The organism is Elusimicrobiota bacterium, assembly GCA_041658405.1.
Classification (GTDB): Bacteria; Elusimicrobiota; UBA5214; order JBBAAG01; family JBBAAG01; genus JBBAAG01.
This window is the reverse complement of record JBBAAG010000039.1, coordinates 15,137-27,101: the sequence shown is the minus strand read 5'-3', so window position 1 is coordinate 27,101 and position 11,965 is coordinate 15,137. Positions and strand designations below refer to the sequence as shown.

General features: G+C 41.1%; 9 protein-coding genes. 8 read left to right on the top strand and 1 reads right to left on the bottom strand.

Annotated features, from left to right (window positions below):
- The first annotated feature begins 368 nt into the window (after window positions 1-368).
- The 7 genes from WC955_07910 (at window position 369) to WC955_07880 (ending at window position 9,416) form a co-directional block, all read left to right on the top strand.
- Entirely contained in the window at window positions 369-2,252 is a 1,884-nt protein-coding gene (locus tag WC955_07910) for a hypothetical protein (protein MFA5858977.1), read from the top strand.
- 232 nt (window positions 2,253-2,484) lie between these two features.
- The gene (locus WC955_07905) at window positions 2,485-3,495 is read left to right on the top strand and encodes a Gfo/Idh/MocA family oxidoreductase (GenBank protein ID MFA5858976.1); all 1,011 of its coding nucleotides are present in this window, start codon (window positions 2,485-2,487) and stop codon (window positions 3,493-3,495) included.
- A gap of 94 nt (window positions 3,496-3,589) precedes the next feature.
- Window positions 3,590-4,912, top strand: coding sequence for a bifunctional UDP-3-O-[3-hydroxymyristoyl] N-acetylglucosamine deacetylase/3-hydroxyacyl-ACP dehydratase (locus WC955_07900; protein MFA5858975.1), 1,323 nt, complete (start codon window positions 3,590-3,592; stop codon window positions 4,910-4,912).
- The gene (gene lpxA, locus WC955_07895) at window positions 4,909-5,700 is read left to right on the top strand and encodes an acyl-ACP--UDP-N-acetylglucosamine O-acyltransferase (GenBank protein ID MFA5858974.1); all 792 of its coding nucleotides are present in this window, start codon (window positions 4,909-4,911) and stop codon (window positions 5,698-5,700) included. The genes WC955_07900 and lpxA overlap by 4 nt, the downstream gene beginning before the upstream one ends.
- A 13-nt stretch (window positions 5,701-5,713) precedes the next feature.
- A complete protein-coding gene (gene lpxI, locus WC955_07890; protein ID MFA5858973.1) occupies window positions 5,714-6,544 on the top strand; it encodes a UDP-2,3-diacylglucosamine diphosphatase LpxI in 831 nt (276 codons plus the stop codon).
- Between the two features lie 2 nt (window positions 6,545-6,546).
- Window positions 6,547-7,671, top strand: coding sequence for a lipid-A-disaccharide synthase (lpxB, locus tag WC955_07885; protein MFA5858972.1), 1,125 nt, complete (start codon window positions 6,547-6,549; stop codon window positions 7,669-7,671).
- Window positions 7,671-9,416, top strand: coding sequence for an ABC transporter ATP-binding protein (locus WC955_07880; GenBank protein ID MFA5858971.1), 1,746 nt, complete (start codon window positions 7,671-7,673; stop codon window positions 9,414-9,416). Before lpxB ends, WC955_07880 begins: the two co-directional genes overlap by 1 nt.
- Window positions 9,417-9,441: 25 nt before the next feature.
- Here WC955_07880 and rpmB read toward each other — a convergent pair whose 3' ends face one another.
- On the bottom strand, window positions 9,442-9,633 hold the full coding sequence (gene rpmB, locus WC955_07875) for a 50S ribosomal protein L28 (protein MFA5858970.1): 192 nt from the start codon (window positions 9,631-9,633) through the stop codon (window positions 9,442-9,444).
- A gap of 74 nt (window positions 9,634-9,707) precedes the next feature.
- Here rpmB and recG point away from each other — a divergent pair, with 74 nt between their 5' ends.
- A complete protein-coding gene (gene recG / locus WC955_07870) occupies window positions 9,708-11,819 on the top strand; it encodes an ATP-dependent DNA helicase RecG (protein MFA5858969.1) in 2,112 nt (703 codons plus the stop codon).
- The last annotated feature ends 146 nt before the right edge of the window (window positions 11,820-11,965 follow it).

The window sequence follows — 11,965 nt, the reverse complement described above, 5'->3', positions numbered from 1 at the left end:
TTAGGGTATTTATTATACCCGGTTTTTGTTTTTCGCGCCACAGGGGGTACCCCCTGTGATGGTACTAGTTCCTTAATAGTTAATTAGGTACCTAACTTGAGGTCACTATCGCTGAGAAATTGGGAAGACAGTTGGTAGACAAATATCATGTAAGACTATTTATTAGTGGCGGATCATAGGGATCTGATGATTCTCCCATAAACCAGGTTCTGATGGCGTCTAATGACCTCCATTTTTTTATTCCGTCGTGAACAATTCCTGTTTTGACTTCTCTCAAACATTTAGTAGAATATCCATGTTCCGTCGTAATGTTCTTACTGTAATATTGTTATTATCAATATTGATACTTTTTGAATGGAACTATTTAAATGAAATACATTGTTGCAATTGCGATTTCAATTTTAACACTTTTAGTATTATTTCTTACCCCAATCTATTGTATAGAGTTTGAGTGGTCTAAAGAGACAGGTTTTTGGGAAAATAGCAGTCAACACACAAACAATTCCAGCAGTTATTCTGTAGAACGTGACAGTCGGATCCCCGAAGGATGGACGGGCAGTATTCCTATAACTAATCCAACCAAAGCAAACTGTTGGGGCCCAAACATGCTTATAGATTCCAGTGGAACACTACATCTAGTTTGGTCCGATAAAAGAAGTGATATATATAGAATATATTACAAAAAGAGTATGGATGAAGGTAGGACATGGACTGACGATGTTGTACTCAGCAACACAGATGGGGACGCATATTGGCCTAAACTGGGATATGATGGAAATTCAATACTTCATCTTGTGTTTTATGAATATGACAGAATAGGTGAGTATGCAGATGTTTACTACAAGAAAAGCGAGGATTTTGGGAATAACTGGAGTAACGAATACAAAATATCAGCAAGTAGTGAAGTATCAAGGTTACCAGATTTAGTAGTATTAGGAAGTACGGTTTGCATAGTACGAGAGAAACAGGGTGATATTTATTTCCAGAAAAGCGTCAATAATGGTAACACATGGTTGTCATTAATTCGAATAACAACAACAACTATTCGAGGAGAAATACCAATTATCGTAAGTACAAGTCCAACAACATTACATGTGTTTTATAGAGAAAGACAAGTCTATACAGATTCATTATTCAAAACATATTATACCAGAAGCGACGATGGTGGAACGAACTGGACACATGGACAGTATATTCTAAACTCAACTTCTTATACCTACCCCTCATGTGCAACAATGAAAGGGAATACAATATTTTTATTATATCTAGAAGAATCGAGAATAAAAAATGTAGGAAGTGATTCTTTTGAACTAAATAGAGAACTAGTGTTTATTAAAAGTATTAACGGTGGATTAAATTGGGGAAACGCAAAATATTTGTCAGAAAAAAACTCTTATGGAGATTTCTCTTCACTCTTGGTAGATAACTATGAGTTACACGTAGTGTGGGGAATGGCGAGGTTTTATCGAAAAAGTATAGATGATGGCGAAACTTGGAGCAAAACTCAAAGGTTATCATACGACTATGGTTCGAACAACGATGCAGTTACGTCTTTTAAAAAGAGTCAGGATAATAAGATATATCTTATACGATCAGCTTCAAATGCAAGTTGGAATAACCATAACATTTGTCTTCAAATATATGATACATTGGTTCGTCCAATTGGCAAACCGTCAAAACCAAAATATCATCATACGTATTTAGATTCAACGATAAGGGAAATTGGATGGTTTTGGGACAAGGGGACAATAGATGAGTCTGTCTATCCAATAACTGGATACAGTAACCAAGTGAAAGAAATACAGGGTAATATCATTGATCCTGCTAATTTTGGTGAAACAGTATTATCATGTAAGAATTTAAATCCCAATGTCACGTATTGCACTCGAACCCGTGCATTGATGGGTAATGGTTATTACACCGAATGGTCAGACTGGAGCGATGATGTCGTAATGGAAGAAAATACATTAGCAAATTTGGTAGTGTATCCAAATCCATTTAATCCTACTAAAGACAAATCTATTACTTTCGATAATTTATATACGTACGAAAAAGTACCATTATTTATATATACAATAACCGGTGATCGTGTATGGAATGGAGAAAAACCGTATGGTATTAATAGCGATAACATTTTGTGGGATGGTAAGAATATAAATGGGAACAATGTCTCTTCAGGAATCTATCTATACAAGATATATTCATACTCAAACAAAAGATATAAATATGGGAAAATTGCTGTTATAAAATAAATTGATAAATCTATTAAAATAGTGAGATAGTCACTGTTATGTTGACAGATCGAATTGTAAAACCCCTTACACACCCTCTCCCCTAAACCAGTTTCTGATGGCATTTGCGGCAGGAGATCCATCGCGTTATAAAAACCTTAAGTGAACTAAGTCAACCCCGTCCCCTCCCGAATTTGCTATAATACCTATAATAATAAATCCCTAAAATGGGTATGAAGGAGTAAACATAAAAATGGCAAAACTTAAAGCGGCAGTCATAGGGACCGGTATCTTCGGGGAAAACCATGTTGACGCGTACGCGTCCGACCCAAGGATCAGCGGCGTGCTGGTGTGCGACCTCGATGCAAAACGCGCGAAAGCTGTTGCGAAAAAGTACGGGTGCGAGTACACGACCAGCAGTAAAGACGTTGCAGCAGATCCCGACATAAAAATCGTTAGTATCGTGACGCCCGACTTTGCGCATCGTGATCTTGCAATACAGATGGCAAACGCAGGAAAAAATGTTTTGATAGAAAAACCGTTAGCTACTTCTGTAAAAGATGCGAAGGATATTATCCTTGCGGTTAAGAAAAACGGTGTTAAGATGATGGTGGATTTTCATAATAGATGGAATACGCCGGTATATAATGCAAGAAGACAGGTTGATCACGGAGACCTCGGCCGTCCCGTAATGGCATACGCTAAACTCAGTGACCGGATTGAGGTTGCGACTAAATGGTTTAAATGGTCCGCGAAGTCCGGCCCGCACTGGTTTTTGTTTCCGCATCTCGCAGACCTTGTATGCTGGTTGATGAAGGATAAAGTTGTTAGCGTGTATGCTAGCGGTGTTAAGAATGTACTAAAAAGTAAAGGGATCGATACGTACGATGCTGTGCAGGCAATTATTAAGTTTGAACACAGTTTCGCAACAATTGAATCTTCATGGATACTGCCACCCGCATGGCCAAACCTCTGCGAGTTCGCGGTTTCACTGCATGGTACCAAAGGACGGGTGGAGATAGATCTTAGCGACCAGTGTTACCGCGTTGCTGATAGCAAATCATACTCACGCCCGTTTATCATAGGGAAAGAAAGTATTCATGGTGAAACCGTTGGGTTCGTACCGTTACCGATAAAACATTTTATTACCTGTGTAATTGAAAACAAAACGCCGGTGGTATCCCCGGAAGATGCGTTGTTGAACGTAAAAATATTGGAAGCAATTGTAAAATCATTATCAACCGGTAAAGTAGTTAAAGTTTGAGATTTCCGCTAATATAAATTATACTTTAAGATTAATAAGTAGGAACTTTTAAATGGTTAGTTTGTAGTGGCTTAAAAAAATAGTTGGAGGTGTAATGGTTGTGCAAAAACAGCGGACTATAGAAAAAGAAATTTCGTTCTCAGGAACGGGGTTGCATACGGGGAATGTGTGTAATCTGGTTTTTAAACCTGCGCCTGTGAATTCCGGGATACAGTTAGTACGGACAAAACGAGGGCAAAGTGTGCAAGTAATAATATCTCCGGATAATGTCAGGGATGTCAGCCGTGGTACCACTATCGGTGATGAGGATAATCATATTCATACTACGGAACATATCCTCGCCGCGATCTCGGGATTGGGAATTGATAATATTATTGTCGAGATAGACTCCAGTGAAGCTCCCGTAGCGGATGGTTCAGCATTACCATTTGTTATGCTGCTTGAGAAAGCCGGGATTGTTGAACAGGAAGCTGAAAAATGTTTTCTTACCATCAATAAACCCGTAGAGTTTTCTAATAATGATGTTCATATCATTGCAATACCTTCTGATGAATTAAGAATTTCATGTACTGTGGATTATCGTCATCCGCTGGTTAACAGCCAATATTTTTCTGTAGCTATCAATCCGGAAACGTTCAAACGCGACCTTGCTCCTGCAAGAACGTTTTGTTTTGATTATGAAATTGAAACATTGAAGAAAAAAGGGTTGGCAAAAGGCGGGTCTTTGGATAACGCTATAGTTATTGGCCGTGATCGTATACATTCAAAAGAAGGGTTAAGGTTTGATAATGAGTTTGTACGCCATAAAATCTTAGACCTCATGGGTGATATATGCCTCGTTGGCCGCCCGATGAAGATGCATGTCGTTGCAATACGTTGCGGGCATGAGAGTAATATACAGTTTTCTAAATTACTCAAAGCTGCAGTTTCAGGTGTTATGGAAAGACAATACCCGCCGTTACCCGAAGGGTATCGTATAGTGTTGAATCAGGAACAAATAAAACAGTATATTCCTCACAGGTACCCATTTCTGTTCCTTGACCGTATTGTAATACCTAAGGAAGATCTTAAAGTTATTGGGTATAAATACCTTACCGGGAATGAAGATTTTTTTAAAGGGCATTTTCCGGGGTATCCTATCCTTCCCGGAGTAATTGCAGTTGAAGCTATGGCGCAGTCAACCTGCGTATTGTTTCTCTCACGCCCGGAACTTCAAGGTAAACTCGCATTTTTTATGACGATAGACGGTGTTAAGTTTCGAAGGCCTATGTTTCCCGGGGATTTATTGGAGATGAAGATAGAAGTGGTTCGTGCGCGTGAACGCGGAGGTAAGGCGGTCGGACAGGTTTATGTTGATAATGTACTTACTTGCGAAGCAGAGTTTATGTTCTCTGTAGTAGATAAGGAGCAAAAATGAAGATACACCCAACTGCTATAGTAGATGCGAAGGCGCAGATAGATACTGATGTTGAGATCAGCCCGTATGCAATTATAGGAAAAGATGTTAAGATAAACCGCGGGACAAAAATCGGCCCATACGTATTTTTGGATGGCGAAACTGAGATTGGTGAAAACTGTGAAATTGGTTCCGGGAGTGTCATCGGAACACCGCCTCAGCATCTTAAGTACCGGAATGAGCATACAAAAACAATTATTGGTTCAGGGACTGTTATCCGTGAATACGTTACGGTACACCGCGCAACGGCTGCCGGCGGGGAAACAAGGGTTGGAAAACGGTGTTTCCTTATGGCGTACTCTCATATAGCGCATGATTGCCGTATTGGTGACGAAGTTATTATGTCGAATAATGCATCACTTGCGGGACATGTTGAAATAGAGAACAATGCAGTGCTTGGCGGGTTAGCTGGGGTACACCAGTTTGTGAGGATTGGCGAACTTGCGATGATCGGAGGGGGAGCGATGGTATCACGTGATGTTTTACCGTACACACTTGCCTGCGGTGACCGCGCATGCTTGTTCGGGTTAAATACCAAAGGCCTGAAACGCCATGGGTTTAGCGAAGAAACAATACATTCACTGAAACAAGCGTATCAGATATTTTTGAATAATTCTTATACACTTGAAGATGCGATTGCTGAGGTAAGGAAACGTTTTACTGATCCTAAAGTTCTTCATATGGCGGAATTCGCGCAGACAACAAACCGCGGGTTGTGCCGGGAGAAAAGAAAAAGTAACCCGCGTTGATGGGTTGCTGATTATGATAATTGAAAACATAGGAATTATTGCCGGGCAGGGTGAACTGCCAAAAGTTATTGCCGAAGGAATAAAAAAAAACGGGCATAAAACCGTTGTCCTCACTTTTAAGCAGGCGGTTAATAAAGATATCGTAACTACTGCTGATGTATTCAATGAAATGGATATCGGTGACGTTATCGGAGCGGTAAGGTTTCTTAAGTCTAATAATGTAACAAAACTTATCCTCGTAGGACGCATTCCTCATAAACTGTTATTCGCAAAACTTGCGCTTGATGTAAGTATGAATGAAATATTGTCATCAACAAAGGACCACATGGCAGTGTCTATCTTTGACTCTGCCCGCCGGATGTTTGCAAAAGCTGGGATTGAGGTCGTGCCTTATATAGAATACGTCAGGCACTTACTTGCGGAAAAGGGTGTCATGACAGCACTTGCACCGGGTGAGTGTGAGTTAAAGGATATAGAATTTGGTAAGAAACTTGCTAAACAGCTAGCGGATATTGATATCGGCCAAACTGTTATTGTAAAGGACGGGACGGTTATCGCTGTGGAAGCTATGGAAGGTACTGATGAATGTATTCAGCGTGCACAAATAATTGTGGGTACTGCCGTCAGAGGTGTGAACAGTGCTGTGGTTGTCAAAGTTGCGAGGACTGCGCAGGATGCGCGGTTCGATATCCCTGTTATCGGGAAGCATACAGTTGAAACTCTTTCCCGGGGGATAATTAAAGTACTAGCGGTGGAAGCCGGGAAAACATTGATTCTTGATAAAAGTTCAGTTTTGCAATATGCTGCTCAACAGGGTGTATGTATATATGGATGTGAAATATAATTATGAACGAAATATTTTTGGTAGCCGGTGATCCTTCAGCGGATGTACATGGGGCAAATCTTATACTCAGCATTAAAAAAAACTTTCCAGGGACACGCGTGGTTTGTCTTGGCGGTAAACGTATGGCGAAGTATGCCGACGAGTTTTTGTATGACCTCGTTGGGATGTCAGCGTTTGGTTTGCATGACGCAATCGGTAATTTTAATAAGTTCAACTCGATATTTCGGTCAGTAGTAGTGCCGTATCTAAACAAAAAAACTGTTAGTGTTGTTGTGCCGATAGATTTTTATGGGTTTAACATTCACGTGTGTGAAGAGTCTAAACGCCAGGGTGTGCCGGTAGTGTATTATATTAGCCCGCAGGTATGGGCTTCACGGAAGGGCAGGGTTGCCCGTCTTTCTAAATGCGTGAATAAAATGCTTACCATTTTACCGTTTGAAGAAATAATTTATCAGTCTGCCGGCATGAATACCGTATTTGTCGGGCATCCGTTACTTGATAATATCAATTCTGATCAGGTAATTGATTGGGAAGCACGGGGTGAGAGTAAGGAACTTATCTGCGGTTTGTTTCCGGGTAGCAGAAAGAATGTTATAGCTAAACATGTACCGTTATTACTTAAAGTTGCAGAATTAATACAGGAGAGTGTAAGTAATGTTGAGTTTCAGATAGTACAGGCAGTGGATGTGCCCGATGATTACTTAAATAAGCTTGTGTGTAAATCTAAGGTAAAGATTGAAATTGTGAAGGATGAGGATTATGCATACCGCAGGCGTATGAGCGCGGCAATCGCGTGTTCCGGTACAGTAACTATGGAGAACGCGTTACTTGGCTTACCAACGGTAATTGTTTATAAAACAAACTGGCTGTTTTATATAGTTGCGCGGATGGTAGTGCAGGTTGAGCATATAGGGTTAGCAAATATTATTGCCGGTACTAAGTTTATGCCGGAGTTTATACAGAATAAGGCGATACCTGAACCAATAGCGAACATTACGCTAAACTGGCTGCAGAATTTGCAGTATCGTAAACGGTTAGGGGAAGCGTTGTCGAAGTTACGCAGTAAGCTCGGTGTGCCGGGTGTTGCGAAACGTGTGGCACAGGAAATTATGGATGTGATACGGTAATGAAAAAAAACAGTAAGAATGATTTTTCAATATTCATGAGGCTGACGGAGTATGTAAAACCGTATTCCTGGAAATTAGTGCAGTCATTGTTTTATATGGCAATCCTTGGCGGTTTAAATGCGTTGACAATGTGGATACTTAAAGAAGTAATTGACAACGTGTTGGTTGCAAAGAATTATAGGATGTTGGTAATAACAGCAATCGCAATACCTTTGTTTTTTTTTATAAAAGGCGTGTTTGCGTACATACAGGCATATCTTATATTCTCAATTGCGCAGAAGGCTACTGCGGATATCCGTGACGGTTTGTTTACGCATCTACAGAGGTTATCCCTGGATTTTTATACCCGTAAATCAACAGGGAATATTATTGCTAACCTCACAAATGATGTTAATGTTATTCAGATAGCGTATCAGCGTGTTCCAGGGACGTTTGTACGGGATGGGTTAACCGTTTTCTTTTTGATAGCGTTTTTGTTCTACTTACACTGGCAATTTGCGCTGGTTAGTATGACAGCCTTTATACTTGCGGGATATCCGATGGTGGTATTTGCGAAGAAGATGCGTTCTGCGAGTAAGGAAGGACAGAGCCGGATGGCGGCATTATATACGCGGTTACAGGAGGCGATGTACGGAATCGTTGTTACAAAAGCGTTCTGTCAGGAACAACGCGAGATTGAACGGTTTAAGGTAGAGAATATAGGGTTCTACCACGCGATAATGAGATTACTTCGGATGGAAGCATTATCTAGCCCCGTGATGGAACTTATCGGAGGGTTGGCGATTGCATTTATTCTATGGTATGGCGGAAGTGATGTAATCAATGGTGTATGGACGACAGGATCATTTTTTGCGTTTCTTGGCGCAGCGCTGTCCGCATACCGGCCATTAAAAAACTTTGCGGAACTTAATACGTATACGCAACAGGCATTAAGCGCAGGGGAACGTATATTTGAAGTACTTGACTCCCAACCGTCCGTGATTGAAGTATCAGCTCCGTCTAAATTAGAACGGTTGAAGGAAAGTATTGTATACAAGAATGTTTCATTCTCGTACGGTGATGATTCTTATGTTATCCGTGAAGTTAATCTCACAATAAAAAAAGGGCAGGTGGTTGCTTTAGTTGGGCCGTCAGGTGCCGGGAAAACTACGGTTGCGTATCTGTTACCTCGTTTTTATGATCCTCAGGTAGGCAGTGTGGAGATTGACGGGAAGAATATCTGTATGGTAACCCTGGCGTCATTACGTGATCAGATAGGTGTTGTTACCCAGGATGTGGTGTTATTCAATGAAACAGTGCGGAATAATATCGCGTATGGCTGTCCCGGTAGCGGGATGGATGAAATCATTGCTGCAGCAAAGGTCGCGAACGCTGATGAGTTCATACAAAAACTTCCACAAAAGTATGATACAGTTGTTGGTGAACGTGGAGTACTTGTTTCGGGTGGTGAAAAACAAAGGATTGCAATTGCGCGGGCAGTCCTCAAAAACCCGGCAATCCTGATTCTTGATGAAGCAACCAGCGCGTTGGATGCTGAAAATGAGAAGTTGGTACAGGAAGCGCTTGAACGGTTGATGATTGACCGTACGACATTAGTTATCGCACACAGGTTAGCTACAATCAAACGCGCGGATATAATTGTTGTTGTGGATGAAGGGCGTATCGCAGACAGCGGAAAACATGAAGAATTACTGCAACGTAGTAAGTTGTACAACAAATATTATAATTTGCAGGTTAGGGAATGAAAAAACAATTGCTAAAGTTTTATTGTCAGACAGTTTTTTTTACTTTACCTGCGCTGATACAGGCGGTACATACGTACACTCGTTGTTTTTTGTTATTCCATAAAACTTTTATCTTCTGTAAGTTCGGTTTAAATATACGGTTTGTCGCTCTATGGGAATGGCTTACACTTTTCCCGGCTGATGGCCCTTTATCACATACTACGCAACGATACGACATATACTGTTCTTCCTCCTTAACACATCAATGCTAGTTTTAATTAAGTCATTTATTAAACAATAATTTGAGAAATAATGCAAGTACAAAATCCTGACCTTAATAAAGAAGTTAAATATCTTAAAGGTATAGGCCCGAGGCGTGCGGAGAAATTTGCCAGGCTTGGTATACATACCATCTCTGACCTGCTGCATTATTATCCGTGTAGATGGGAGTCCCGCGGAACTGTTACCTCTATATCCAATATAAATCAGGAAGGGGTTAAGGTAACCCTATGCGGAGTGGTGAAATCAAAAAAACTTATTCGTACACATAGCAGGATGCAGTTATACAAAATCATGGTTGACGACGGGAGTGGCCTAGCGGAGGCTGTGTGGTTTAAGTATGTACACGGGAGGTATAACGCGTTTGCCAGGCAGACTGAAGATATTGTTGTCGGGAAAAAAGTTTTTGTGTATGGGACAGTACAGCGTACCCTGCAGTTGGTAAAAGAAATTTATGCGGAGGAGTACGAAGCCGGGGTTGAGGATATCTCTATGTCATTACATCTCGGTAATCTTGTACCGGTTTATAATTTAACCGAAGGGTTGACTGAACGCTTCCTCCGTGAAACGGTGTGTAGCGTAGTTATGAAATACGCAGGGGAAATCCCTGAACTGTTACCGTTATCATTCCGTGAAAAGTACGGGTTGCTAAACCGCGGAGTAGCAATAAAAAATATTCATTTCCCTGTAAACCAGGAAATCAGGGATAAAGCGTATCGCACATTGGTATTTGAAGAATATTTTGGGTACCAGCTGGCATTAGAACTTGAACGCCAAAAAATTAAGAAGACTGTTAAACCACAGAAGTATGTAATTACCCGCAAGTACCTTACACCGTTTAAGCAAGGGTTAAAGTTTGAGTTTACCGCTGCGCAGGTAAGAGTGATTAACCAAATATTTTCTGATATTCAATCACAGTATCCGATGAATAGGTTAATTCAGGGGGATGTGGGGTCCGGGAAAACGGTAGTAGCGCTATCGGCTATGTTACTTGCTGCGGAGAACGGGTACCAGGCTGCGTTTATGGCTCCAACAGAGATCTTGGCGGAACAGCATTATTCAACTTTCAAAGAATTCCTTAGCCCCGTACCTGAGGTGAAGTTTGGGTTATTAACCAGCAAAATACTAAAATCTGAGAAAGAGAAAGTTTTAAGTAAATTAAAAACCGGAGAACTGGCATTTGTTATAGGTACGCATGCATTGGTGGAAGGTAATGTTGAGTTCGCTAATCTTCGTTTTGTTGTGATAGATGAACAACACAGGTTCGGGGTTATACAGCGCGCTAAACTCAGGGCAAAGGGTAAGGATGTTGATGTACTGGTATTAACCGCAACACCGATACCCAGGACACTGGCATTGACATTATACGGTGATCTTGATGTAACAGTGATTGATGAATTACCCGCCGGGCGGGTGCCGATTGTGACGATGCATTTACCGGAGAATGATGCGTATGATTTTGTGAAGGGCGAGATAAGCCGCGGTGCACAAGCGTATATTGTATATCCGCTGGTAGAGGAGTCGGATAAGATAGCGTTAAAAGCTGCAGTTGAAGAAACTGAACGGTTAAGTTCAACGGTTTTCAAAAATTACAGGGTAGGTGTTATACACGGACAATTATCCGGCCGGGAGAAGGATCGTGTAATGAACAAGTTTCGTGACGGTGAAATAGATGTCCTTGTTGCGACAACAGTTATTGAAGTTGGGATTGATGTTAAAAATGCAACAGTAATGGTAGTTGAGCATGCGGACCGTTACGGGCTTGCGACGTTACATCAGTTACGCGGGCGTGTAGGCCGCGGGGATAAACAGTCGTATTGCATACTTGTTGGCCAGCCGGGGAATGAACTTGCGCAGCGTAGGTTACAGGTGATGACGGAAACTAATGATGGTTTTCGTATAGCAGAAGAAGATCTTGTCCTCCGCGGGCCCGGTGAGTTTTTGGGGACTTCACAACATGGTGAAGCAATGTTCCGTATTGGCGATATTATAGCTGACCAGGACATTCTTAAACTATCCCGCATCGCTGCAGTAGAAGTTGTTAACGTTGATCCTGAACTGAAAGATGAAGGTTTTGCTATTCTGCGGCAAGTTGTATATGAACGATACGGAAAAAAACGTGCGGCACTGGTGAAAGTGGGATAAGTGAAGAATATCTAATACATACTATTTTGTTACGAACTCAACAAAATATGGTATATTAATTGTTAAATCAAGGTTGTTTTGAAGTAACAAATAATAATATAGTTGTGAAACAACACAACAGTAAAATATAAGAATTAGGAAGGAGG

What these genes read in the sequence shown, in the direction of transcription:
- WC955_07910 (MFA5858977.1), top strand. Translation starts at nt 369, where the DNA reads ATGAAATACATTGTTGCAATTGCGATTTCAATTTTAACACTTTTAGTA.
- WC955_07905 (MFA5858976.1), top strand. Translation starts at nt 2,485, where the DNA reads ATGGCAAAACTTAAAGCGGCAGTCATAGGGACCGGTATCTTCGGGGAA.
- WC955_07900 (MFA5858975.1), top strand. Translation starts at nt 3,590, where the DNA reads ATGGTTGTGCAAAAACAGCGGACTATAGAAAAAGAAATTTCGTTCTCA.
- lpxA (MFA5858974.1), top strand. Translation starts at nt 4,909, where the DNA reads ATGAAGATACACCCAACTGCTATAGTAGATGCGAAGGCGCAGATAGAT.
- lpxI (MFA5858973.1), top strand. Translation starts at nt 5,714, where the DNA reads ATGATAATTGAAAACATAGGAATTATTGCCGGGCAGGGTGAACTGCCA.
- lpxB (MFA5858972.1), top strand. Translation starts at nt 6,547, where the DNA reads ATGAACGAAATATTTTTGGTAGCCGGTGATCCTTCAGCGGATGTACAT.
- WC955_07880 (MFA5858971.1), top strand. Translation starts at nt 7,671, where the DNA reads ATGAAAAAAAACAGTAAGAATGATTTTTCAATATTCATGAGGCTGACG.
- rpmB (MFA5858970.1), bottom strand. Translation starts at nt 9,633, where the DNA reads ATGTCGTATCGTTGCGTAGTATGTGATAAAGGGCCATCAGCCGGGAAA.
- recG (MFA5858969.1), top strand. Translation starts at nt 9,708, where the DNA reads ATGCAAGTACAAAATCCTGACCTTAATAAAGAAGTTAAATATCTTAAA.